Genomic DNA, 24,493 nt, shown 5'->3' with positions numbered 1-24,493 from the left:
TAGTTCTTCATTCAAAAACGATGTGATCTGTAATTTAATGACTTTGATCGCGTAATACGCGCAATAAAAGAAGGTTTTATGGCATGGACGTGCGGGGCGAAAACGATAAGCCGGAAGCGGAAGAAAATACCGCGCAGGAAACGGTTGTTCGCCTCACACCCATGATGGAGCAGTATATCGAGATCAAGGCGGCGAATGTTGATTCGCTCCTGTTCTATCGCATGGGCGATTTCTACGAACTGTTCTTCGACGATGCTGTGGAGGCTTCGGCAGCCCTCGGCATCACACTGACCAAGCGCGGCAAACATCTGGGCGAAGACATTCCCATGTGCGGTGTCCCGGTCCATGCTGCCGATGATTACCTGCAAAAGCTCATCGCCAAGGGCTATCGCGTCGCCGTCTGCGAACAGGTCGAAGATCCGGCGGAAGCAAAGAAGCGCGGTTCGAAATCCGTGGTGCGCCGCGACGTCATCCGTCTGGTGACACCCGGCACGCTCACCGAGGAAAAGCTGCTTGATCCCTCCGAGGCCAATTTCCTGATGGCGCTCGGTCGCACCAAGGGCGATGGGGCGCTGGCGCTGGCCTGGATCGACATTTCGACGGGCACATTCCGCGTTGCCGAAACGACAGAAGAACGGCTTTTTGCCGATATCATGCGCGTTGATCCGCGCGAACTGGTGGTGGCGGATACGGCGTTTCACGATCCTGAACTGCGCCCGTCTTTCGATCTGATCGGCAAGGCGGTATCGCCGCAACCCGCAACCCTGTTCGATAGCGCTGCCGCGCAGGCGCGCATCCAGCGTTATTACGATGTGGCGACGCTGGACGGTTTCGGCCAGTTCAGCCGCTCGGAACTGTCGGCCATTTCCGGCGCCATCGCCTATATCGAAAAGACCCAGATTGCCGAGCGCCCGCCGCTGATGCGGCCCGAGCGCGAGCATGAAGGCGGCACGATCTTCATCGATCCGGCAACGCGCGCCAGTCTGGAACTGGTTCGCACCATGTCGGGTAACCGCGATGGCGGCTTGCTCAAGGCGGTGGACCGCACTGTCACCGGGGGTGGTGCGCGGCTTCTGGCCGAGCGCTTGACCGCACCGCTGACCGATCCCAAGGCAATTGCGATGCGGCTTGATTCCGTGTCGTTTTTTCTCAGCGAGCAGACGCTTTGCGATGCGCTGCGACGCGAGCTGAAAGGTGTGCCGGATATGCCGCGCGCGCTGTCGCGTCTGGCGGTGGGGCGTGGCGGTCCGCGTGATCTGGGTGCTTTGCAACGCGGGTTTGAGGCGGCGGGCACGCTGGCCTCTTTGCTGGAAGGTTCGCTTCTGCCGGAAGAGTTGGGCGCGGCGCGGGATGCGCTTGAAGCCATGCCTGCGGCTTTCGCGGCACATATCGACCGGGCGCTGGCCGACGAGTTGCCGCTGTTGAAGCGTGACGGCGGTTTCGTGCGCGAGGGCTACAACACGGAACTCGACGAAATGCGCGCCTTGCGCGACCAGTCCCGCCGTGTGATTGCGGGCTTGCAGGCCGACTATATTGAGGAAACCGGCATCAAGTCGCTGAAGATCAAGCACAATAATGTGCTTGGCTATTTCATCGAAGTGACAGCGAATAATTCGGGTGCGATGACCGATACGGATGCCGCCAAGGGCCGCTTCATCCATCGCCAGACCATGGCCAATGCCATGCGCTTCACGACAACGGAACTCGCCGCGCTTGAAAGCAAGATCGCCAATGCTGCCGACCGTGCGCTGTCGATTGAACTGGCGATCTTCGAAGAGCTGACGGCGGAAGCCGTTTCCCATGCCGACAGCATCCGCGCAGCCGCAGCCGCCCTTTCAGTATTTGATGTTTCGGCAGCGCTTGCCGTGCTTGCGGACGAGCAGGGCTATTGCCGCCCACTGGTTGATGACAGCCTGTCCTTCAATATTGTGGCGGGTCGTCATCCGGTGGTGGAACAGGCGTTGCGTCGTCAGGCAGCCAATCCGTTCGTTGCCAATGATTGCGATCTTTCACCGCAAAAGGACGGCGGCAATGGCGCAATCTGGCTGCTGACCGGTCCGAATATGGGCGGTAAGTCGACTTTCCTGCGCCAGAACGCGCTGATTGCGATCCTTGCCCAGATGGGCTCATTCGTGCCTGCGGGTGCGGCACAGATCGGCGTTGTGGACCGGCTGTTCAGCCGCGTTGGCGCTTCTGACGATCTGGCGCGGGGACGCTCGACCTTCATGGTCGAAATGGTGGAAACGGCGGCGATCCTCAATCAGGCCGGCGAGCGTTCGCTGGTCATTCTCGACGAGATCGGTCGTGGCACCGCGACCTTCGACGGGCTTTCCATTGCCTGGGCTGCGGTTGAATATCTGCATGAAAAGAACCGCTGCCGCGCTTTATTCGCCACGCATTTCCACGAAATGACGGCGCTGTCGGAAAAGCTGGAGCGGCTTTCCAATGTCACCATGCGGGTCAAGGAATGGGACAATGATGTCGTCTTCCTGCATGAAGTGGCCAAAGGCGCTGCCGACCGGTCTTATGGCGTGCAGGTTGCGCGGCTGGCCGGTCTGCCGGAAGCAGTCGTCAACCGCGCGCGCGATGTGCTGCATCAGCTTGAAGCTGGTGAAACATCCGGCAAGGCCGACAAGCTGATCGATGATCTGCCGCTGTTTTCCGTTGTGTTGCAGCAGGAAAAGCCGAAGCCGCAGGCATCGGCAAAGGACAGCGAACTGGCAAAGGCCGTGGCAGGCATCAGCCCAGACGAGCTGACGCCGCGTGAAGCGCTTGACCTGATCTACAAGCTGAAGGAACTGGCCGGAAAGGCGTGAGTTTCTGGCCTGGTAGGGCGCCCCAGTCTGTTTGAGATTCTGGTTATGACGAGCCGAAAATGGTGATGTTTGCGACCCGGAGCGGAGTGTACTTTCCAAGCATAGTCCCGAAAAGTTGCAGACTTTTCGGATCAGGCTATGCGGCAAAGGAAGTTACATGAGCACCGGAAGCGCAAAACAGCGCCATTTGCAGGCCGTCAGAACCGGAATATCTACAGACTACACGAAGCGGTTTGCTTCAGCGCCGTAATAGGTAATGTAGCGGCTGGAGATGCGCTCGATCGGCAGAATGATGAACACGTCGGTCGTGCCGAATGCTTCATCGATCACTGCGCCGTCGCCGATCATCGCGCCGAGGCGCAGATAGCCCTTGACCAGCGGTGGCATGGAGAACAGCGCAACCTTGTTGTTGATCGCTTCCTTCGGCATCAGGTCCATTGGCTGATAGCGATGCGGCAGTGCGCGCACATCCCAATCCGGCGTGGCGCGGCAGTTCTGGTGCAGGAACGACAGGCCAAGCGCATGGGCGGCAGGAACCGGCCCATGGAACGAGGCGCAGCCGAAGATCACGTCAATCGAATGGCGACGGCAATAGGCCCATGCACCCTGCCACAGCAGTTCGACCGTGCGCTTCGAACGGTATTCCGCCTTCACGCAGGAGCGGCCAAGCTCGAGCAGGTTGAGATTGGGGCGGGACAGCGCCAGGCGCTGCACGTCATATTCATCCGCCGAGTAGAAACCGAGCGCCTTGTCGGCCTGATCGCTGCGCATCAGCCGGTAGGTGCCGACGATCTGCTTGTGCTCAGGGACTGGCAAGGCAGTGTCATAAACGAGAAGGTGATCGCAGATCGTGTCGAAACGGTCGGCATCGCGAAGCTCCACGGCCTCGATGGATTCCTTGCGCGCGCCCATTTCTTCGAAGAACACGCGGAAACGAAGTTCCTGCGCGGCTTCAATGGCTTCACGGGAGTTTGCAAGTCGCACTTCGAGCGAGCCGATACGTCCGAGAACGATCGGGTCATCACCGGTTGCGAATAGCGCCTGTTGTGCTTCTAAGCCTGACATGACCGTATCATCAATGATTTGCTGGCCCATTCCAAGCAGTACTGTCATGATGATTCGCTCCTGATTTGTCTATTCACGTATTCCTGAACCTTTTCCCACTGATTAAGCAGTGAAATCGGCCTTCTCATTCGTAGGACGGCGGCACAGATGAACTGCGGCTTGCCGTGGTACTAGAGAGCGAGTGCTACGTGAGGATGACAGAAGCGTGTCACCAATGTGTCATTTCGGATGGGTACCGCTTATCCCCTTCAAATGGCTTTAAAATTACGATCTTCACGTTATGCGAAAGCCCGATAACGATCAAGTTACCCACGCCCGGCAACAAATTGGGCGTCATATTAGCTTATCAACGGGCAGCGCGTTCGCGCCGCCAGCCGAGAAATTCTTCCAGAATGATCAGTGCCGCACCGATGGTGATAAAGGTGTCGGCTAAATTGAAGACGGCGAAAGACCATGTCGGCAGGTGGAACAGGATATAGTCCACGACATAACCGTGCATCACGCGGTCGATCAGATTGCCAAGCGCGCCGCCGATCACCAGTGCAAAACCATAGCGGGCAAAGACGCGGTCCTGCGCATTGGTCCACCAGAGATAGAGCACGAAGACGATGACCGCAGCGGTCATCGCCACCAGACCCCAGTCGTGCAGCCCGGCAAGCATCGAGAACGCGATGCCTTCATTATGCGTGCGAAACAGGGCCAGAAACGGCAGCAGGTCGATCTGCTGGGCGTAATCCATGCGGGTTTCGACCAGATGCTTGACGCCCTGATCGATAAGAACCGTGAGAATGACAACGAGAAGCGAAGACAGAACCGCGTGACGCTTCATCATTATCCCCTTTCGTCGAGGGTGAGCGCCTCACGGCGGATTTCATAGAGCATCACACCGGTGGCGATTGCCAGATTGAGCGAGTCGGCGCGGCCTGCCTGCGGAATGCGCGCGAGCTTGTCGCATGCATTGGCGAGATTGTCCGGCAGGCCCTGCTGCTCATTGCCCATCATCAGCACGACCGGCTTGTTGGCATAAGGAATGGTGCGGTAATCGACAGCGCCCTTCAAATGCGTGCCGACGATCAGCCCGGAGAAACCCTTGCGCCAGTTGAGAAAGTCATTCTCCGTCGTCTTGTAGAGCGGTACGGAAAAGACCGAGCCCATGGTGGCGCGCACGGTTTCCAGCGAATAGGGGTCGGTGGTGTCGCCAATCAGGATGACGCCCTTCGCACCAACCGCATCGGCGGTGCGGATGACCGTGCCGAGATTGCCCGGATCACGCACGCGGTCGAGCGCGATATAGACGTCGTTATGCTTCGGCTTGAGGCTTGCCAGCGACTGGTATTGCTGTTCGAAAACACCAACCACCACCTGCGGATTATCGCGGCGGGTGATCGCGGCGATCACCTTTTCGGTCACTTCCAGCACCAGTCCGCCCTTGGCGAAGGTGCGGGCGGCAACCTGCTCGACCATTTTGTTGCCCTTGCCGGATTTGGCGAAAACCAGCGTCTTGATGCGCCAGTCCTGCTCCAGTGCGTCGATGACGAGCTTCAGCCCTTCGGCCAGAAATACGCCTTGCTGATCGCGGAATTTCTTCAATGCCAGCGAGCGCAGATCCTTGACGATCGGGTTGGTCAGGCTGGTGACTTCCTTCACCTGCCCAACTTTAGAGTGCCCCGATGAGTGATCACCGCGCGAACCGCTGTTTCTGGAAAAATCGTCGTTACGGCTCATTTGGCTACCCAGCGGCTGAACATGGATGTTGAAAGCGCGCGCCCGGCAGAACGTTCACGCAGGATAAGTTCGCCCGATTCGACTGTGCCGCCAAGGCCGGTGAACCGGTCGCGCATCAGTTCGTGAATGGCGAAGAAGGATGCGCGGATCGAATAGGCGGTCAGGATCACGGCAAGCGGCTTCGGTGTCAGGATCGAGCGGCACGTATCGACCATGGCGGGCAGGTGTTCGAACAGTTGCCAGACCTCGCCGCTCGGTCCACGCCCGTAAGCGGGCGGGTCGAGCAGGATGATGTCGTAGAAACTGCCGCGCCGTTCTTCGCGCGCCACGAATTTCATCGCGTCTTCGCAGATCCAGCGGATCGGCTTATCCGACAGCCCCGCCATTTCCTGGTTTTCGCGCGCCCAGATAATGGCTTTCTTGGAAGCGTCGACATGGGTGACTTCCGCACCGGCGCGGGCAGCAACGAGCGAGGCAACGCCCGTATAGCCGAACAAGTTCAGCACCTTCACGTTGCGCCCGGATTTTACGCCGTCGCGGATGAGGCCGTCCATGTAAGACCAGTGCGCGGCCTGTTCGGGAAACACACCGACATGGCGAAACGAGGTGAAACGACCGTGAAAGGAGATGCCGTCATGCTGCATCGGCCATGTTTCGCCGAGCGGCACTTTGGGAAACGCCCAGCGGCCAATGCCTTCTTCATCCGTATTGCCGGTGAAAACCGCGTCGGCCTGATCCCATTCCTTTTGCGGCAGGCTGGGGAGCCAGATCGCCTGACCTTCCGGGCGAACGATGCGGTAAGGACCGTATTGCTCAAGCTTCAGCCCGTTGCCGCTGTCGAGCAGCGCATAATCGGCGGATGGTTCGGTTTCGAGGATGACTGGCAATCTCTCGCCTGGGCGAGGGCCGGTATAGGGTTTGATTTCGCGTAGCGGCGCGATAACCCGTTCGCGCTCTTCGGTGGCTACCGGCTTGGGCGCGGCCTTGGCAAATTGCGGGCGCGGCTTCTTGAAGGCCGAACCTTTACCCGGATTGGCAGAATCGAACTTGTTCTCATGACGCGGCGCATCATGCTTCGCACGGTCGAAACCGCGATCCTGTTTGCCGCCCGACGGCTTTTTGCCTTTTCCCTTTGGCGCTTTCACCCGAAACTCCAATCACAATGATTGCGGTCTAGGTAGGATAAACAAAGCCGGTGTGGAAGGGGGAAACGACGTTCTTTCGCGTGCGCGGGCCTTTTCAGGGCCGGAAAACCCGGAAGTTCTGCTTCCGGGCTTGAGAATGGCGGGCGTTTCAGGAGTTCGCCACCGATGTGTTGCGTCTTTCGGCGGCTTCGGCGCGTTCGAGAAGACGGGTCGCTTCCAGCTTGCGATCACGCGCTCTGCGGCGATGCTTGCCCTGGGTTAGCCAGGTGACCAGCGAACCGATCACCACGCCGACCAGCAACGCGCCAAACAGCCAGATGAACAGCGGCGCGCTGTAGGACAAGGCCGGATTGCCCGGATTGAACGGATCGATCGTCAAAATCGTGGTGGCACGATTGGCAACCGACAGCGCGATCAGAATGACCGCGAGCGGGACCAGAATGACAATTGCGACGATACGTTTTGCCAGCATGATCTTCTATCAGACGGCGCCGTTGAGACGGTCGCGCAGTTCCTTGCCGGTCTTGAAGAAGGGAACCCACTTTTCTTCCACGTCCACCGTTTCGCCGGTGCGCGGGTTGCGTCCGCTGCGGGCCGGGCGGTTCTTGACCGAGAAAGCGCCGAAGCCACGCAACTCGACGCGGTTACCGTCCGCGAGGGCATTGGTGATCTCGTCGAAAACCGCGCCGACGATGTTTTCGACATCGCGCTGAAAGAGATGCGGATTGCGGCTGGCGATAATCTGAACGAGTTCCGATTTGATCACGGCTTTAAACCCCTGTTTCCTGTTCTTGTACTGTCAGGCCTGACGCCAGACATTGTTAGGTCGCTGAATTTACGTCAATTTACGTCTGGCTTTCCATCAACGTGCCAAACCGAGAGAAGTCCGTCAAGAAAGATGCGATCCTTTGCTATCTCCTTGAGCATACTATCGGCTTCCTGAGGCACACCGATGAGCCGCGCACCAGCATGAATGAGGAGATCGCGCAGCGAAAACCCTGTTTCACTGTTGACCGGCTTCCATTCAAGACGTGGCAATGTGGTGGAAACCCCCTTGGTGCCGAGCCAGGCGACAGCTTCATCTTCGCCGCCAAGCCCGTCGATGAGTTTCTTTTCCAGCGCCTGACGGCCTGTGAAAACCGCACCATTGGCCAATGCCAGCGCCTGTTCATGCGTGAAGGAGCGGCGCTTTTCCACAATGTCCACGAACCATGCATAGGAATCCATGATCATGTTGCGGATCATGCCCTTCGCTTCTTCGCTGGCCGGACTGAAATAATTGGGTTCCGCTTTCAGCGGCGCGGACTTGATGGTTTCGACCTTCACGCCGATTGTATCGAGAAGCTTGGAAAGGTCGGGATACTGGAACAGCACGCCGATGGAGCCGACGATGGATGTCTGCCGCGCCACGATATGGTCGGAAGCGCTGGCGATCATATAGCCGGCAGACGCTGCCAGCGTGCCAACCTGGGTGACGACCGGCTTCTTTTCGGCGATTTTGCGGACGGCTTCATAAATGGCCTCACCGCCGACGGTGGTGCCGCCGGGCGAATCGAGAACCAGAATCACGCCCTTGACCGCATCGTTCTTGGCGATCCTGTCGAGGCGTTTCAGAAGCTCCTCATTCTCGAAGATCGTGCCTTCGATGCGCACCTTGGCGATATGCGGCTGGGTGAAATTCGTGCCGCGCATCGACCATGAGGCGAAACCGACGACGAGAAGGGCGAGCAGAAGCAGAAATGCCACGCGCCAGACGGTTAGCTTGCGGCGCAGCTTTCGTCTTTCGATCATTGCTTCGGCGTCCTGGGCCATTCTGTCCATCCATTCGTCTTTAATAAATGCGACCGGCCTTTATGGGCGGTCATGAAAATCCATGCCGATCTTTGTGCCCCCAATTAGGTCAGGCGGCAAGACGCTTCAATTACGCTTTTCAAAGAGATAGTGCTGCACAACTGCATTGTCATGATATCCAGACGAGAGATTCTGTCTTTGATCAGAAACAAGGGCGTTCAATTGCAAGTTACGCATGCGCGTGACGCGCTGTAATTCAGGGCCTTTTTGTGGTATCAAAGAGTTGATTAGCATTCTACCTAATTAGTGGTGCTGCTGATTGTGGTTTATTATCAATAGGATAGCAAGGCTTGTCTATGATTTTTGGACAGGTGCGATATTTTGCGTCGCCATCACGCTATTGAGCATCCGGGTAAATTATCCCAAATAAACCATATTGAAGTGAAAGAGCGCCTATTGATTGCAGGTAGTGAACCTCTACATCGAGCGCATTCTGATCTTTGACTGGAAATTCTTGAATTGACTACAGTGGATTATCTGAAGGACGTCATGACTACCGACACCACAAACAGCCCTGTTGCGCAGACCGCAGCCCCTTCCGGGCGCGGCAAGGGCGGCGTGCGTTTTGGTGCGTCCCAGAAAGCCGAGTCACTTTTTCATGCTGCGCAGCGCCATTCGGTTCGCGTGCGGGTGCTGAAAACCGCCCTGCCGGTTGCCGCCATCGCGCTTGCTGCCGTTTTTTCCTGGTATACGTTTCTCGCAACGCCAGCCACGCCGATCAAGGTCGAGATGAATACGGGCGGCGAAAATGGCAAGCTCGTCATGTCGAGCCCGCATTTGAACGGCTATAATAAGGACAACAAGCCTTATTCGATGACCGCTTCCAGGGCGACCCAGGAAGCCAATAATAGCGGTGTCATCACGCTTGAAGGTATTCAGGCTGAATTGCCGGTGGGCGACCGGGGCGTGGCCAAAGTCGAGGCTGCATCCGGCATTTACGATAATGCGAATGGTCGTTTGCAACTTGATAAGGACTTTATCGTAACCACGAATGAAGGTTTGCGTGCTGTGATGCACTCGGCAGATGTCAATCTGAAGAGCGGACAGATCACAACCGACAAACCGGTCGATATTCGCAACGGAAATACGCATATTCTGGCCGACAGCATGCAGGTCAAGGACAATGGCAAGGTTCTGATTTTTGAGAACCGCGTTCAGATGACCGTTGACGGCAGCGTGATTTCGGGAAACAAGGCGCCCTGACCGGGCGCTGGATAAGGGCATACCAAGCGTTCAACCTTATTTCTTGGTATGGCGCGGATTTGTTTTTTGTACGCATTTTGCGAAGCCTAATGTTCCCATTTGGCGGCAAAGTGCTTAATGTTGCATCTGGACGCAGGTTGTTCAAAGCTTAAGCGCCTGCATTCGGGGGACTGAAGATTTATGGAACGTGAGACGGGCAAGATGATCAAGGGCACTATGGCTCGCACGATGCGGGCAGGATTCGCAGTTCTGGCGCTTGGCATCGTTGCCGCTCCTTTTGCCGCTTCGGCGCAGGAAGCCGCAGGCGGCGCAGTGAACGGGCTCAAGCTTTCCAACAGCAAGGCGCCAGTCAAGATTGACGCCGACAAGCTGGAAATGCGCGACAAGGAAGGCGTTGCGGTTTTCACCGGCAATGTTTCCGTTGCGCAGGGCGACGCTCTGCTGAAGGCGGGTCTGATGACCGTCTATTACAACAAGGCTGCCAAAGACGATAAGGGCGAAGCCCCGAAAGAACCGGCAAGTGCGGGTGTTGGTGGTCTCGATTCGTCGAGCATCGATCACATCGACATTTCCGGCAAGGTTTACCTGAAGTCGGGCACGCAGGTCGCAACGGGCGATACCGGCCGTTACGACGCGAAGAATCAGATCATGATTCTCGAAGGCTCGAAGGTCGTTCTGACCGACGGTGACAATGTCGTCACCGGCTGCAAGCTGACGGCGCATCTCGACACCGGCCGCGCCAATGTCGAAAGCTGCAAGAGCGGCGCGAACAGCAAGGGTCGCGTATCGATCATCATGGCGCCGAAGGATCAACAGCAGGGCGGTGCCGCGCCCAAGCAGAACTGACCGAGGCGTCACGCGTGGGATTGTTCTGGAACAAGAAAGCCGGTGAACCGCAGGCGGTTGCCGAGAGTGTTGGCTCTTCGGGCGATGCGCATGGCGTCATGCCAGCACAGCCGGGCAAGACGGCGCGCCTCAAGGGCACGCTGGTCGCGCGCGGTCTCTGCAAGAGCTATCGCGGTCGTCAGGTCGTCAATGGCGTTTCGTTCGGCGTGCGCGCCGGCGAGGCAGTTGGCATCCTTGGGCCCAATGGCGCCGGCAAGACAACCTGTTTCTACATGGTGACGGGTCTTGTTCCAGCCGATGCCGGTTCCATCGAGATTGATGGTTTCGACGTCACATCCATGCCGATGTATCGCCGCTCGCGTCTCGGTATTGGCTATCTGCCGCAGGAAGCGTCCATCTTCCGTGGCCTTTCGGTCGAGAACAATATCAAGGCAGTGCTTGAAGTGGTCGAAAAGGACCGCAAGAAGCGCGCTTCCGAACTCGACGCGCTGCTGGAAGAATTCCACATTGCGCATCTGCGCAAGGCGCCCGCCATCTCGCTTTCGGGCGGTGAGCGTCGTCGTCTGGAAATTGCCCGCGCACTTGCTTCGCGCCCGAATTTCATGCTGCTCGATGAGCCATTCGCTGGCGTTGATCCCATTGCGGTTTCGGATATTCAGCAGCTCGTCCGCCATCTGACCAGTCGCGGCATCGGTGTTCTGATCACCGACCACAATGTGCGTGAAACGCTCGGTCTGATCGACCGCGCCTATATTATCCACGCCGGTCAGGTGCTGACCCATGGCCGCCCGGCCGAGATTGTCGCCAATCCGGATGTGCGCCGCCTCTATCTCGGCGATCAGTTCACGCTCTAAAGCATGTCTCCCGAAAGTGGGAACCGGTTTCGGGATAAAGACATGCGGAAAACAAAAGCTTAAAGCGTGTCACGTGAATATGATTGAACGCGACACGCTTTAAGTTTGCCTGAGTGAAAAACCTGTTTGACCCGCAAGCTTCGGCTCCCGGGTCTATTTGAGCTGGCTAACATAAAAGCTGCTCCAAAAAATGCATCAATCTTGCGACTATTTTCCCCTTTTGTCCCAAAACTGCACATTCTGAATTGACAAGCAAGGATCATACCAGTTTTGATCAGGGAGAAACTCCGGTCATCAAGGCCGGGTGAAATAGCGGCTCAGGGTTTTGGTCGACCAGTCGTTCGCAGGGGGAATAACGCGTCGTATGGCTCTGTCGCCCAAGCTAGATTTCCGTCAGTCACAATCGCTGGTGATGACACCCCAGCTGATGCAGTCGATAAAACTGCTTCAGATGACGCATCTTGAGCTTGAGCATTTTCTCGATCTGGAAATCGAAAAGAATCCGCTGCTGGACAGAATAGAGGCAGCGAATGATGATTTCGCAGGCGTTGACGCTGCCCGTGACGATGACCGTTCTTCTGCAAGCGGCGACCCGACAGACGACCGCCAGTCGGATGAGGATGGCCCGTTTGACGAGGGGCAGGTGGACTGGTTCAAGACCGATGCGCCGGACGCCGCTGAAAATCTCTCCACCACTTTCGACAGTTCGCTGGAAAACATTTTTCCCGACGATCCGGGCCGCTATGACGAGATCAATCCCGACCTCGCCGCCCAGTGGAAATCGTCGACGCTCGACGCCTATAGCAGTGGCAGCGGTGGTGGATATGATCTTGATCAGGTGACGGCCAGCCGGGTCTCGCTGGCTGACTTTGTGGGCGAGCAGATCGCCCTGACCTTTTCGCAAACCTCTGACCGGTTCATCGCCATGGCTCTCGCCGATGCGCTGGACGAGAGCGGCTATCTGCGCGTGGACATTATCGGGCTGGCGCAAAATCTGGGCGTCGAGACCGTGGAGGTGGAGCGCGTTCTGGCTGTGATGCAAAGCTTTGATCCGCCTGGCATTTTTGCTCGCGATCTACGTGAATGCCTTGCGATCCAGCTGCGCCTGAAGGACCGTTTTGATCCGGCCATGGCAGCGCTGGTCGAAAATCTCGACCTGCTGGCACGGCGCGATTTCGCCACGCTGAAAAAACTCTGCGGTGTCGATCAAGCCGACATTCTCGACATGCTGTCCGAGATCCGCACGCTGGATCCGAAGCCGGGCGCCTTGTTCGAAGTTGCGGTGGCGGACGCCATCGTGCCTGATGCGGTCGTCACGCCCTCGCGTGACGGTGGCTGGGCCATCGAGCTTAATCCGGCGGCCATGCCGAGGCTTATCGTCAACAATGAATATTATGCCGAGGTGAGCGCTTCGGTGAAGGCCGAGGAAAAGACATTTCTGGCCGATTGCATGCAGACGGCGAGCTGGCTGGTGCGCAGTCTGGATCAGCGCGCACGAACGATTTTAAAGGTGACGCAGGAAATCGTGCGGCAGCAGGACGGGTTTCTGCGCCACGGCGTCACCCATCTCAAGCCGCTGAACCTGCGCATGGTGGCCGATGCGGTGGGCATGCACGAATCCACCATCAGCCGTGTGACGGCAAACAAGTTCATGGAAACGCCACGTGGCGTGTTCGAATTGCGCTATTTCTTCACCGCTTCCATCGCCTCGTCGGAGGGCGGTGACGCCCATTCTTCCGAAAGTGTTCGGCATCGTATTCGCCAGATGATCGACGCTGAAAAGCCAGATGATGTCCTGTCTGACGATGCAATTGTTGATGCGTTGAAGAAAGACGGTGTGGATATTGCGCGAAGAACTGTCGCAAAATATCGGGAATCGATGAATATTGCTTCATCGGTTCAGCGCAGGCGTGAGAAGAAAGCCAAGCTTTCTGTTTCTTAGAACGCATCCCGGAACGTAAAACTGTTTTCGGACAAGATGCGTGTCAAAACAACTGTTTAAACCACCGGTTCCCCGGTGGTCCCGAATAGATGATTGTACCTCCAGAGCGATTTTTGACCGGTTCAAACCCAAAAGAATGCTCTGAAATTTTGAACTTGAAGCACCGTTCGATCAGAAAAAATCGATCATGATCGTGAGAACCGGCAGCGCTTCAAGTTGGCCAACTGGCAGGAGGACCAATTGACAAGCGCCGTTTCAATCAATAGAAGCCCGGCTCGCGCCGCAGCGCTTGCCCGAAAAAGCTGGAATAGTCCGGTTTTGCGGGCTTTTGCAGATGTGGCACAAAATATGCATCGGCTTTTTCTGAAAGAGTTAGCGGATGTCCGATTGCTTAAAGGAAAGGCAGTTTAGCAGAAACGGCAACGATCACGCGTTTGGGGCGTTGCATAAGACAAGGAATGTTCAAGGTGTCGTTTGACCGGTTTTTGATCGGAAAAGCGTGGATTTTGAAGGTGTTTCAGGGTTTCGACCGGCAAGCCGGATCAAGTCTGAAAAACCCGTAGGATGAATGCCATCTTTGATGACGGTTCGCTTTGCGCTTCGCTTGCCTTGTGATTAGACTAAGCCCTGTGGTGTAACGCAAATGAGGTGTGCCAAATGACTCTGCGTGTATCTGGAAAGCATATGGACGTCGGTGAAGCTTTCACAACCCGGATCGTAGATCGGGTGAATGAAACGGTCGGCAAATATTTCGATCATGGCTTTTCCGGGCAGGTAACGGTCTCGAAGTCCGGCTCACGGTTCAGTGCGGATTGTACATTGCACCTCGATAGTGGTGCGACGCTACAAAGCACTGGTGATGCGCAGGATCCGCAGCTGGCTTTTGATGCGGCAGCGGACAAGATTGAAACCCGCCTTCGGCGCTATAAGCGCCGTCTGAAGTCGCGTACGGCTACCCAGCCAAATGCGATCTATGACGACGTGGCATATCGTGTTATGGCACCGCTGCCGGAGGAAGAGGAGGAGCTTCCGGCCGATTATGCGCCTACCATCGTGGCGGAAACGTCTGTCGCCCTGCGCACCATGTCGGTGGCTTCGGCGGTGGTCGAGCTTGATCTGATTGAGAACCCGGTTCTGGTTTTCCGGAATGCGGGCAATGATGAAGTAAACATCGTCTACCGTCGAGCGGACGGCAACATCGGCTGGGTTGACCCATCGACGGTTACCCGCCAGGCCGCGCCTCGCGTCTGACGGCAAACCCGAAGCGCACGTTATGCGTAACCGCTGGTGAAGGGCGGGCCCATTCGTGGGTAGTTGCGTGCGCTTCCTAAAACCGGGCCGAAAACGGCCTGATTGAAGAAGGAACGGAGAGAATGGATCTTAGTGATCTGATTCAGCCGGGGGCGATTATCCCCGCGCTGAAAGCCAGCTCCAAAAAGCAGCTTTTGCAGATTTTGTCTGAAAAGGCTGCGGAACTGACCGGTCTCCCTGAGCGTGAAGTTTTCGAAACAATTCTCCAGCGTGAACGCCTCGGTTCGACCGGGGTGGGCAGCGGTGTGGCTATCCCGCATGGCAAGCTGGCGAATATCGGCAAGATTGCCGGCATCTTCGCGCGCCTTGAAACGCCGGTTGATTTCGAGGCGCTGGATGATCAGCCTGTCGATCTCGTTTTCCTGCTGTTGGCCCCGGAAAATGCCGGGGCTGATCATCTGAAAGCCTTGTCGCGCATTGCGCGTATGCTCCGCGACCCGGATATGGTCGCCAAGCTGCGAGGCACCCATGATGCACAGGCGCTCTATTCATTTCTGACAGCCCAGCCGGCCTCCAACGCCGCCTGAGCCTTAAAGCGCCGGATTTGTTTGTACCGGCGCTTTGAAATCGATTTTGGTGAAGCCGTCACTCGAACAGAGTGGCGGCTTTTTCTATTTCAGCTGTGCTGCATAGTATTATTAGGCTCACACAATATATGGATTATGCAAGCGATGGCATTCATGTAGAAGAATTTTGTAAAGCTCAGATTGATGGAAAATAAATTGAAGAAATATCTTTCAGCATTGGTTGTTGCGATTGTATTTTCCGGTTTCTCTTGGGCTGAGGAAACCAGAAAGGAGTGTGTTGATCGCGTTGGAAACGAATGTAGGGCGGCGCATGGCAATCATGATGGTGGCTTTAACGCCGAATATCACAACTGTCTTGAACAAATGATGCTATGCCCGGGATTCGGCAATTAGTTTTTATTATAGATTTACTGAGGAAGAAGAATTGAGAAAAATAATTATTGCATTGATTGCTGTTACTGCTGTCACCCATGTTGCGCTGGCTGACGAAAGCATGGTGTGTAAAGAACGGGCAAATAACGAGTGCAAAAATAGTCCTGAGCTCGTTACAACGACTTTTGAAGGCTGCGTTGCAAAGAGATACGCGCTGTGCATCGCGGAAAAATTTCAGCCTAATCCCGTGAAGTAAATACGAATGTGGCGATAGCGGCTCTGCATAGCGTGAGCCGCTATCGTGGTATCTCCAGCAGGGCCGCCATTTTAGTTGAGCAGCACCGTGCGTAATTCGTGTTCGTGTGCGCCTTGCAGCGCCGTGGCGCGAACATCGGAAAGCACAATTGGCTCGCCGCTTGCGCCGAAGAGAGCCCAGAGTTCAAGGCCAGGCTCAATGGGTGGGAGGGCAGGGAAGCTGCGTGCAAGATCGTCGGAGCGAATCTTGCGTACGTAGGCAATTTCACCTTCGCCCAGATGAGCGAATTCATTTTCGGTGAGAACCTGTCTGTTCATGGTCTTAGCCTCCATTTGAGCGGCACACCATTCACGGCTATGCCGCACCAGAGCTTCACGATAGTTATCATAGCCTTAATGACTGAACGAAACCTGAACGTTTTTCAGTCTTTCACAGCTATGTTGATTTTCTTGATCAGCCGTTCCGGTTCCGGTCGGTCGAGATCGACAGCGAGAAGACCGTTTTTCAACTCGCAACCCAGCACCCGCATGCCATCGGCCAGCACGAACACACGCTGAAACTGCCGGGCCGCGATGCCGCGGTGCAGATATTCGCGTTCAGTGTCGTCGGTCTGTCGCCCGCGGATGACAAGCTGGTTGTCTTCCGTCATGACGTCGAGATCTTCGCTGGAGAAACCTGCCACGGCAAGCGTGATGCGCAAGCGCTCAGAGCCTGTTTCACCGCGTAGGCGTTCGATATTATAGGGTGGGTAGCCATCGCCGGATTTTGCAATCCGTTCGAGTGTCTTTTCCATCGTGTCGAATCCGAGCAAGAGCGGGCTCGAAAACGGAGTCATTCTTGTCATTGCATCAGTCCTTGATGAGAAGCGACCGTTATGAAGAGAACCCGTTCGGCGTATCTCTCCGCTAACTGATATGGCTTGTGAAAAGCCCGACTTCAAGGGCCAATGCCGGAATCCCCCTTCGTCATATCGTAAAACGACGATGGGGCAGGGCGATACCCGCCACTGTTGCGGGGCGAATAGTGTCAAACTTAGCACATACTGAAACGCGCTTTACCGCCGTGCCTTGGCCAGAGCTGCACGAAAGGCGGTGGCGAAGTTTTCGCGATCGTCGGGATTGAGGAAACTGCCGATGGCGACGTGCTTGTCGCGGCTTTCAACGCTCATATCCGTAATGCCGATATCCGGCTTTCGCGCCACGCGAAAGCGCGTCCAGAAGGGATTGAACTGATGCGCCGTCATTTTGCCGGAAGGGGCATATTGGCGGATATGCAGGGCTGCGCGCGAAACGGAAATCTCTTCACGCGCCCGGGCAGAGCGGTAATTCCAGCGAAAAGCCAGATAGATCAACAGCACATCAAGACCGAAAAAGCCGAAGATCGGCCATGCGCCAATGGACCAGAACAAAATTCCGACAAACAACCAGCAGCCGATAAGTGCCGCCATCAGGACGGTGAAGCCCGTGCGCCCCAGCGAGCGATAGGGCGTCAGCAAGGCTTCAAAAATAGGGGTCTCGAACCTGTCCGGTTCCGCGCCGTCTGGATGGTGCATTGAAGTCTGAACCCTTGATCTGAAAGCCGCCTGCGTCAAGCTGCGGGTTGTCTTCCAGGAACAGACCTCAGTATAGAGACAGAATGCAAAAGGCCAAAATCAAATCGCCCGTGACAGTTTCCGTCGCCGCAAGCAGCCCGGCAGCGAGCCCCGCCGTTCGTCGCCCGCGCCGCGTGGCCGGTACGCTTTATACGGCTGACGAGATACACGAAATCTTCCGCCGGTTCTCCGTGCAGCGCCCGGAACCGAAGGGCGAACTGGAGCATGTGAACGCCTTCACCTTGCTGGTGGCGGTGGTGCTATCCGCTCAGGCGACGGATGCGGGCGTCAACAAAGCGACGCGCGGTCTGTTTGCCGTCGCCGATACGCCGCAGAAAATGCTGGCGCTGGGCGAGGAAAAGGTCGGCAATTATATTCGCACCATCGGCCTTTGGCGCAACAAGGCGAAGAATGTCATCCTGCTTTCGGAAGCGCTGATCCGCGACCATGGCGGTGAGGTGCCGGGCGACCGCGACGCGCTGGTCAAGCTGCCAGGTGTCGGGCGCAAGACGGCCAATGTCGTGCTCAACATGTCGTTCGGCCAGCCGACAATGGCAGTGGACACGCATATATTGCGCATCGGCAACCGGATCGGTCTGGCGCCGGGCAAGACGCCGGATGCGGTCGAGGCGATATTGGTGCGGGTCATTCCAGCGGAATATATGCTGCACGCCCATCACTGGCTGATCCTGCACGGGCGCTATACCTGCAAGGCGCGCAAGCCGGAATGCGAGCATTGTGTCATCGCCGATATCTGCAAATCGCCGGACAAGACCTGCGATGTGCCAGCCGCGCTGGTTCCGCTTCCGCCTCAGGCGTAAGTTTTGACAGGCTTGGCGGCCTCGCGCTGCGAAATGGCTTTGTGCAGATGCACCATCAGCGCTGCCGCGAAAAGCGGGGTCAGAAGATTGACCAGCGGAATGGCCATGAAACCGGCAATCAGCAAGCCCGCCAGAAAAACAGTCACGCCATAATGGGAGCGCAACGCCTTGGCTTCCGCTTCGCTGCGATAGCGCATGGCCGCGAATTCGAAAAACTCGCGCCCGAGCAGATAGGCGTTGATGACGAAAAAGGCGATCAGGTTGATGCCCGGCACAAAGAGCAGGGCGAGAGCCAGAAGATTGCCAAGGATCACCACGCCGAGAAATTTCAACGAAACCACGATGGAGCGTCCAAGCGGCAGGGCGTCGCCCGCCGGGTCGTTCGGATAATCCGTGCGCTCGACCACTTCGGCAACGTCATCCAGAAACAGACCGGCCACAAGTGCCGTAACAGGTGCGATCATCAGCGCCAGAACAAGCGCCAGCCCAAGCCCCGCCGCAATGGCGGCGACGATACCCAGCCAGCCTGCCCAGGCGGGCATGCCGGGCAGCAATTGCTCCATCCACGGCCAGGCATAGATAAAAAAGATTTGACGAATACTGGCCCAGAGACCGGCCAGCAGCAAAAGCGTCAAACCCAGCGTTTTCCAGAAAACCGAGCGAAACTCCGGCGTCAGCAGACGATTCAGGGCTTTCAGGGCGGCGTCTATGATCATTCTTTTTCCGTTTTGAGCCTGTTTTGGCTGTGGACGAAATGAAAATAGGTACGGCCATCGGGCCGCGCAAGCCAGACTACCCACATACCGGGATCGTGGCGGGGTAGCCAAAGAGAGAGCAAAAGGTTAAACCCGCACCCGAATATCTATCCCACCGTATCAGGCTCGGGACAGATAGCTGGCGCCAAAGCCTCCTCTGCCAAAATGAAGGGCAGGCCGGAGAATTGAAAAAAGGGGAGCTTCTCGAGCTCATGGCCACATTCGACGTTCTTTGCATCGGCAATGCCATTGTCGATATTCTCTCGCGTACGGACGACTCATTCCTCGAAACCAACGGTATCGTCAAAGGTGCAATGAACCTGATCGATGCCGATCGCGCAGAATTGCTCTATAGCCGCATCGCAGGTCCGGCGACGGAAATGTCCGGCGGCAGCGCGGGCAACACCGCGGCAGGCGTCGCCAGCCTCGGTGGACGTTCCGCCTATTTCGGCAAGGTGGCGACTGACCATCTCGGACGTGTCTTCGCGCATGATATCCGCGCGCAGGGCGTGGCCTTTGATACGCGTCCGCTGGAAAAGGGTTCGCCAACCGCCCGCTCGATGATTTTCGTGACGCCGGATGGCGAACGCTCGATGAATACCTTCCTCGGCGCCTGCGTCGAGCTTGGACCGGAAGATGTCGAGACCTCCAAGGTCGCCGATGCCAAGGTTACCTATTTCGAAGGCTATCTGTGGGATCCGCCACGCGCCAAGGAAGCCATCGTGATGGCTTCGAAGATCGCGCATGAGGCTGGCCATGAAGTGGCCATGACGCTCTCCGATCCATTCTGTGTCGACCGTTATCGCGGGGAGTTCCTCGACCTGATGCGCCAGCGCACGGTCGATATCGTTTTCGCCAATGAAGACGAAGCCATGTCGCTCTACCAGACCAAATCGCTCGAAACGGCGATTGCCTCGATGCGCATGGATTGCAAGCTGTCGATCATCACGCGCTCGGAAAAGGGCGCAGTCATTGTGACGCCGGATCAGACGCTGACCGTTCCGGCCATCGAGATCGACGAACTGGTCGACACGACCGGCGCGGGCGATCTTTATGCGGCGGGTTTTCTCTATGGTTATACCAAGGACCGCTCGCTGGAAGATTGCGCACGGCTCGGCTCGCTTGCCGCCGGTCTCATCATCCAGCAGATGGGCCCGCGTCCGCTGCTCAGCCTTCAGGCCGCTGCAAGTCAGGCTGGCCTGATATAATTACTACTCGGACCGAATGATCCGGTCGCGCTGGAGTTCTTCTTCTGTGCGGCCGGGACGACTTTTATAAACCGGCAGGTTCCAGCCGAAATAAAGCGCTCCGCCGCGCACGGTAAAACTGGTCAGCGCCGCGACCACTGCCGAAAAGAACGGATCAACGCCAAGGCGCGCCAGCCCGACATAGAGGCAGGCTCCCGCCAGCGCCGCCGTGATATAGATTTCCCGCCGCATGATCACCGATGGCTCTCCGGCCACCATATCGCGCAGTATGCCGCCCAGCGTGGCGGTGAAAATGCCGGTGACGATGGCGACCGGTGCGCTGACGCCGAGCGCAAGCCCCTTGGCCGCACCCATCACCGTATAGGCCGACATGCCGATAGCATCGAGCCAGAGCAGCACACGATAGCGTGATTCCACCATATGGGCGGTAAAATAGACCGCGAAGGCGGCCAGTGTGCCCGCCAGCAGGTAGATCGGCTCCTGAACCCAGAAAACCGGTGTACTCAGGATGAGATCGCGCAGCGTTCCGCCGCCGATGCCGGTGATATTGGCAAGAAAGATGAAGCCGACAATGTCGAGCTGTCGCCGCGAGGCGGCAAGCGCGCCTGTTGCCGCGAAGACGAAAACACCCGCAAAGTTCAGAAACTGTACGACGGTCACGCGGCTCCCCCCAGCAAGATATGTGACGCGATTTTCTATTGCTCTGCGCGCCTTGGCAATATGGCTGCATGAGTGCAGGTCAGCAGATGTAAAAAGAGCGAACGCATGATCCGACCGGAGCGAAGCGAGGATCGATCAGATCATGCGTCAAGTAGATAAGTTCGGGGCGCATTCCGGGCTGATGTAATCAGCTCGGAATGCGCCCCATAAACCGCCGCTCTTTTTGTAATTTCGATGACGCTGCTTATCAGCTGTTGCCTTCCGCGCCGCCGGCCTCGGCAGCCGCCTTCGGGCCACCCTTGGAAACGCCGACCATGGCCGGTCGCAGGACGCGGTCGCCAATGGCGAAACCAGCCTGCACAACCTGCACGACGGTGTTGTTCGGCAGATCCGGGTTCGGCACTTCGAACATGGCCTGATGGAAGTTCGGGTCGAACTTCTGGCCTTCCGGCTCAAGCTTGGTGACGCCGTGGCGTTCCAGAGCCTGCAACATGGCGCGTTCGGTCATTTCCACGCCTTCGGCCAGAGACTTCAGGCTGGCGTCGGCTTCCAGCATCTCGGGTGGAATGGTGTCGATGGCGCGGCGCAGATTGTCGGAAACCGACAGCATGTCGCGGGCAAAATTGGTCACCGCATAGGTGCGGGCATCCTGCACGTCGCGCTGGGTGCGCTTGCGCAGGTTTTCCATTTCGGCAGCAACGCGCAGAACCTGATCCTTGAGTTCCATGTTATCGGCTTCGAGCGCGAGAATCCGGTTTGCGGTTTCATCAGCCGCATTGTCCGCTTCGTCTTCCGCAACTTCGGCGCTGGCTTCGGCCTTGCGCGCTTTCAGGAAATCGGCGGCAGCCCGGTTCAGCGCCTCACGATCCCGTGGATTGTTGATGTCGCGCTGCTCAAGATCGGGGTTCTGGGTTTTGTTCTTTTCGTCAGACATAATGCTTCTTCCGTCTTGAATATCGTCTGGGGCGGATATCGAGTTTCAGGCCATTAAAATCAAGGCTTAATTTCTGGTGACCCGGTAAGATTGACACCTCACCGCAAAAGTCTAGACACGATCTGGGCCGTATAGTCCACCATCGGAACGATACGCGCATAATTGAGGCGGGTCGGGCCGATGACGCCGAGCGCCCCGATGACCCGCTGTTCGCTGTCGCGATAGGGTGCGACCACCAGCGACGAGCCGGACAGCGAAAACAGCTTGTTTTCCGAGCCGATGAAAATGCGCACACCCGAACCGGTTTCGGCCAGATCCAGAAGCTGGACCATGCCGTCCTTGGTTTCCAGATCGTCGAAGAGATGGCGCAGACGCTCGATATCTTCCTGCGCGTGAATATTCTCCAGAAGATTGGCGCGGCCGCGCACGATCAGCCGCGACGGCTGGTCAGAGCCGGTGCCGCCCCACACGGCGAGGCCCTGTTCGACAAGCTCCTGCGAAAGCTGGTCCAGCTCCTGACGGGTTTCCTCCATCAGCACCTTCAGCTCGGCCTTGGCTTCGGAAAGCGTATGGCCATGAATATGGGCGTTGAGGAAATTCGAGGCTTCGACCAGTTGCGATGCGCTGATGCCGACTGGCAGATTGATGACGCGGTTTTCCACATCGCCATTCTGCATCACCAGCACGGCAAGCGCACGGGTCGGCTCCAGCCGCACGAATTCGATATGCTTGAGCGCACCTTCCGTCTTGGTGGCAAGCACGAGACCCGCGCCGCGCGACAGGCCAGACAGGACCTGACTTGCCTCGGTCAGCACGCTTTCTACCGAATTGCTGTTGCCGGCGGCGCGCACCTGCGCTTCGATGGACGAGCGTTCGCCCGGCGGCAGATCGCCGACTTCCATGAAGGCATCGACGAAAAAGCGCAGGCCGATCTGCGTTGGCAGACGGCCCGCCGACACATGCGGCGCATAGATCAGGCCCAGATGCTCCAGATCGCTCATCACATTGCGAATGGTGGCAGGCGAGAGCGAATGCGGCAGCAGGCGGGACAGATTGCGCGAACCGACCGGGTCGCCGTCGTTGAGATAGCTCTCGACGACCAGCCGGAAAATTTCACGCGACCGCTGGTCGAGCGAATTCAGAAGCTGATGTTCAGGCGATTTCATCATGATAGAGCGGCGAACCTGTTGATTGCTTACCCTAAATATAAGGTTGCGGCGCGTAGCGTCAAAGGCTTTAGCTCCATACTGGCATTCCTCTCAACACTTCTCGACATGTCTTTGGGCTGGCGAAGCGCAAAATTCCTTTCTATTTGCGCCCGGTGAGCCTAAAAAGCCGCACGGAAAACTTTGAATCCCCAAGAACTCGATCAAGGAAATTGATATATGCGTCCATCCAAGCGTGCTGCCGACGAAATGCGCGCCGTCTCTTTCGAGCGCGGCATCTCCAAACATGCGGAAGGCTCCTGCCTGGTCAAATTTGGCGACACGCATGTTCTGTGCACGGCAAGCCTTGAGGAAAAGGTACCGGGCTGGATGCGCAACACCGGCAAGGGCTGGGTCACGGCGGAATACGGCATGCTGCCGCGTTCGACCGGCGACCGCATGCGCCGCGAAGCCGCCACTGGCAAGCAGGGCGGACGCACCCAGGAAATCCAGCGTCTGATCGGACGATCCTTGCGCGCTGTCGTGGACATGCAGGCGCTGGGCGAAGTGCAGATCACAGTAGACTGCGATGTCATTCAGGCCGATGGCGGCACGCGCACCGCAGCCATCACCGGCGGCTGGGTGGCCTTGCATGAATGCCTGCGCTGGATGGAAGCGCGCCAGATGGTGCGGGTCGAGAAGGTGCTGAAGGATCATGTCGCCGCCATTTCCTGCGGCATCTATGAAGGCGCTCCTGTTCTCGATCTGGACTATGCGGAAGATTCCGTCGCCCAGACCGACAGCAATTTCGTCATGACCGGCGCGGGCGGCATTGTTGAAATTCAGGGCACCGCCGAAGGCGCGCCTTTCTCGGAAGAAGAGTTCCTGAACCTGATGAAGCTGGCGCGCAGCGGTGTCGATCGTCTTGTGTCCCTGCAAAAGATGGCCGTGGCTTAAGAGCCTGAATCAAAAAAAGGTATTTGCAGCCGCACAGGACGACTTTTGGAACAGGCTCTGCTAGGACAGGGTCTGCTCCATCTGAATGAGGAGACCTGATCCATGCGCGCTGCACGTATTCTTGAAACGGCACTCTATGTCCGCGACGTCGCCGAGGCGGTAGAATTCTATCGCAACACGATGGGGCTGGAACCGGTGGGCCAACTCAGCGAGCGCAACGCTTTCTTCCGCTGTGGTGAGGGCATTTTGCTGCTCTTCAAGGCGGAAGAAACCTTGAAGCCGCCTTTGCCCGGCAATTTGCCTGTGCCGCCGCATGGCACAACGGGGCCGGGTCATGTATGTTTTGCCGCAAGCCGCGCGGAGATCGAGGGCTGGCGGAAACATCTGGAAAAGCATGGCGTTGCCATTGAGGCCGATTTCGATTGGCCCAATGGCGCACATTCGATTTATTTCCGCGATCCATCCGGCAATTCGCTGGAGATTGCCGAACCCAAACTATGGAATTGAAA

The 24,493-nt window shown here is 57.2% G+C and carries 27 protein-coding genes; 13 read left to right on the top strand and 14 right to left on the bottom strand.

Features of this window, described 5'->3' with window-relative positions; translation table 11 throughout:
• The first annotated feature begins 83 nt into the window (after positions 1-83).
• Positions 84-2,816, top strand: a complete 2,733-nt coding sequence (mutS, locus tag FGI60_RS03060; RefSeq protein ID WP_138783904.1) for a DNA mismatch repair protein MutS — start codon at positions 84-86, stop codon at positions 2,814-2,816.
• A 219-nt stretch (positions 2,817-3,035) separates the two neighbouring features.
• On the opposite strand, the gene FGI60_RS03055 is transcribed toward mutS, so the two are convergent.
• From FGI60_RS03055 to sppA, 7 genes are all read right to left on the bottom strand, one after another.
• The gene (locus FGI60_RS03055; protein ID WP_171058688.1) at positions 3,036-3,929 is read right to left on the bottom strand and encodes a GNAT family N-acetyltransferase; all 894 of its coding nucleotides are present in this window, start codon (positions 3,927-3,929) and stop codon (positions 3,036-3,038) included.
• Positions 3,930-4,227: 298 nt separating this feature from the next.
• The gene (lspA, locus tag FGI60_RS03050) at positions 4,228-4,710 is read right to left on the bottom strand and encodes a signal peptidase II (protein ID WP_138784225.1); all 483 of its coding nucleotides are present in this window, start codon (positions 4,708-4,710) and stop codon (positions 4,228-4,230) included.
• 2 nt (positions 4,711-4,712) lie between these two features.
• Entirely contained in the window at positions 4,713-5,606 is an 894-nt protein-coding gene (locus tag FGI60_RS03045) for a TrmH family RNA methyltransferase (RefSeq protein WP_138783903.1), read from the bottom strand.
• Entirely contained in the window at positions 5,603-6,751 is a 1,149-nt protein-coding gene (locus FGI60_RS03040; RefSeq protein ID WP_138783902.1) for a class I SAM-dependent methyltransferase, read from the bottom strand. Before FGI60_RS03040 ends, FGI60_RS03045 begins: the two co-directional genes overlap by 4 nt.
• Before the next feature lie 148 nt (positions 6,752-6,899).
• Complete coding sequence (locus FGI60_RS03035) at positions 6,900-7,223, bottom strand: lipopolysaccharide assembly protein LapA domain-containing protein (protein WP_138783901.1); 324 nt, start codon at positions 7,221-7,223, stop codon at positions 6,900-6,902.
• Between the two features lie 9 nt (positions 7,224-7,232).
• Positions 7,233-7,517, bottom strand: coding sequence for an integration host factor subunit beta (locus tag FGI60_RS03030; protein ID WP_061344837.1), 285 nt, complete (start codon positions 7,515-7,517; stop codon positions 7,233-7,235).
• A 74-nt stretch (positions 7,518-7,591) separates the two neighbouring features.
• On the bottom strand, positions 7,592-8,563 hold the full coding sequence (sppA, locus tag FGI60_RS03025) for a signal peptide peptidase SppA (RefSeq protein ID WP_138783900.1): 972 nt from the start codon (positions 8,561-8,563) through the stop codon (positions 7,592-7,594).
• Positions 8,564-9,091: 528 nt separating this feature from the next.
• On the opposite strand from sppA, the gene lptC reads away from it, so the two are divergent.
• The 8 genes from lptC (at position 9,092) to FGI60_RS02985 (ending at position 15,913) form a co-directional block, all read left to right on the top strand.
• Entirely contained in the window at positions 9,092-9,805 is a 714-nt protein-coding gene (gene lptC / locus FGI60_RS03020) for an LPS export ABC transporter periplasmic protein LptC (RefSeq protein WP_078339702.1), read from the top strand.
• A gap of 180 nt (positions 9,806-9,985) precedes the next feature.
• Complete coding sequence (locus FGI60_RS03015; protein WP_078339642.1) at positions 9,986-10,651, top strand: LptA/OstA family protein; 666 nt, start codon at positions 9,986-9,988, stop codon at positions 10,649-10,651.
• Positions 10,652-10,749: 98 nt separating this feature from the next.
• The gene (gene lptB / locus FGI60_RS03010) at positions 10,750-11,505 is read left to right on the top strand and encodes an LPS export ABC transporter ATP-binding protein (protein ID WP_235889736.1); all 756 of its coding nucleotides are present in this window, start codon (positions 10,750-10,752) and stop codon (positions 11,503-11,505) included.
• Positions 11,506-11,869: 364 nt separating this feature from the next.
• On the top strand, positions 11,870-13,447 hold the full coding sequence (gene rpoN, locus FGI60_RS03005; RefSeq protein ID WP_138783898.1) for an RNA polymerase factor sigma-54: 1,578 nt from the start codon (positions 11,870-11,872) through the stop codon (positions 13,445-13,447).
• A 657-nt stretch (positions 13,448-14,104) separates the two neighbouring features.
• Positions 14,105-14,698, top strand: coding sequence for a ribosome hibernation-promoting factor, HPF/YfiA family (gene hpf / locus FGI60_RS03000; protein ID WP_078339639.1), 594 nt, complete (start codon positions 14,105-14,107; stop codon positions 14,696-14,698).
• Between the two features lie 122 nt (positions 14,699-14,820).
• Complete coding sequence (ptsN, locus tag FGI60_RS02995; RefSeq protein WP_078339638.1) at positions 14,821-15,285, top strand: PTS IIA-like nitrogen regulatory protein PtsN; 465 nt, start codon at positions 14,821-14,823, stop codon at positions 15,283-15,285.
• Between the two features lie 195 nt (positions 15,286-15,480).
• A complete protein-coding gene (locus FGI60_RS02990; protein WP_138783897.1) occupies positions 15,481-15,678 on the top strand; it encodes a hypothetical protein in 198 nt (65 codons plus the stop codon).
• Between the two features lie 31 nt (positions 15,679-15,709).
• The gene (locus FGI60_RS02985) at positions 15,710-15,913 is read left to right on the top strand and encodes a hypothetical protein (RefSeq protein ID WP_138783896.1); all 204 of its coding nucleotides are present in this window, start codon (positions 15,710-15,712) and stop codon (positions 15,911-15,913) included.
• 71 nt (positions 15,914-15,984) lie between these two features.
• On the opposite strand, the gene FGI60_RS02980 is transcribed toward FGI60_RS02985, so the two are convergent.
• The 3 genes from FGI60_RS02980 to FGI60_RS02970 form a co-directional block, all read right to left on the bottom strand.
• A complete protein-coding gene (locus FGI60_RS02980; protein ID WP_078339635.1) occupies positions 15,985-16,230 on the bottom strand; it encodes a BQ00720 family protein in 246 nt (81 codons plus the stop codon).
• 104 nt (positions 16,231-16,334) lie between these two features.
• On the bottom strand, positions 16,335-16,757 hold the full coding sequence (locus FGI60_RS02975; RefSeq protein WP_078339634.1) for an Hsp20 family protein: 423 nt from the start codon (positions 16,755-16,757) through the stop codon (positions 16,335-16,337).
• Between the two features lie 210 nt (positions 16,758-16,967).
• Positions 16,968-17,465, bottom strand: coding sequence for a DUF2244 domain-containing protein (locus FGI60_RS02970; protein ID WP_138783895.1), 498 nt, complete (start codon positions 17,463-17,465; stop codon positions 16,968-16,970).
• An 83-nt stretch (positions 17,466-17,548) separates the two neighbouring features.
• Here FGI60_RS02970 and nth point away from each other — a divergent pair, with 83 nt between their 5' ends.
• On the top strand, positions 17,549-18,325 hold the full coding sequence (gene nth / locus FGI60_RS02965; protein WP_138783894.1) for an endonuclease III: 777 nt from the start codon (positions 17,549-17,551) through the stop codon (positions 18,323-18,325).
• Here nth and FGI60_RS02960 read toward each other — a convergent pair.
• A complete protein-coding gene (locus tag FGI60_RS02960; RefSeq protein WP_138783893.1) occupies positions 18,316-19,041 on the bottom strand; it encodes a sulfate transporter family protein in 726 nt (241 codons plus the stop codon). The genes nth and FGI60_RS02960 overlap by 10 nt on opposite strands.
• 251 nt (positions 19,042-19,292) lie before the next feature.
• On the opposite strand from FGI60_RS02960, the gene FGI60_RS02955 reads away from it, so the two are divergent.
• Complete coding sequence (locus FGI60_RS02955) at positions 19,293-20,288, top strand: adenosine kinase (protein ID WP_138783892.1); 996 nt, start codon at positions 19,293-19,295, stop codon at positions 20,286-20,288.
• Between the two features lie 3 nt (positions 20,289-20,291).
• Here the strand turns inward: FGI60_RS02955 and FGI60_RS02950 are convergent, their stop codons facing one another.
• From FGI60_RS02950 to hrcA, 3 genes are all read right to left on the bottom strand, one after another.
• Positions 20,292-20,948: a trimeric intracellular cation channel family protein gene (locus FGI60_RS02950; protein WP_078339629.1), complete on the bottom strand. Its 657-nt coding sequence runs from the start codon at positions 20,946-20,948 to the stop codon at positions 20,292-20,294.
• Positions 20,949-21,195: 247 nt separating this feature from the next.
• Positions 21,196-21,882, bottom strand: a complete 687-nt coding sequence (gene grpE / locus FGI60_RS02945; RefSeq protein WP_138783891.1) for a nucleotide exchange factor GrpE — start codon at positions 21,880-21,882, stop codon at positions 21,196-21,198.
• A 98-nt stretch (positions 21,883-21,980) separates the two neighbouring features.
• Positions 21,981-23,051: a heat-inducible transcriptional repressor HrcA gene (gene hrcA, locus FGI60_RS02940; RefSeq protein WP_078339627.1), complete on the bottom strand. Its 1,071-nt coding sequence runs from the start codon at positions 23,049-23,051 to the stop codon at positions 21,981-21,983.
• 216 nt (positions 23,052-23,267) lie between these two features.
• Here hrcA and rph point away from each other — a divergent pair, with 216 nt between their 5' ends.
• Positions 23,268-23,984 carry a ribonuclease PH gene (gene rph / locus FGI60_RS02935; RefSeq protein WP_078339626.1) on the top strand — a complete coding sequence of 239 codons (717 nt, stop codon included), beginning with the start codon at positions 23,268-23,270 and terminating at the stop codon, positions 23,982-23,984.
• Between the two features lie 102 nt (positions 23,985-24,086).
• Positions 24,087-24,491, top strand: coding sequence for a VOC family protein (locus FGI60_RS02930; RefSeq protein ID WP_138783890.1), 405 nt, complete (start codon positions 24,087-24,089; stop codon positions 24,489-24,491).
• Positions 24,492-24,493: the final 2 nt, after the last annotated feature.

Origin of the sequence: Brucella haematophila (assembly GCF_005938105.1) — a bacterium.
In the GTDB taxonomy this organism is placed as follows: domain Bacteria; phylum Pseudomonadota; class Alphaproteobacteria; order Rhizobiales; family Rhizobiaceae; genus Brucella; species Brucella haematophila.
This window is presented reverse-complemented; position numbering and strand designations above follow the sequence as displayed.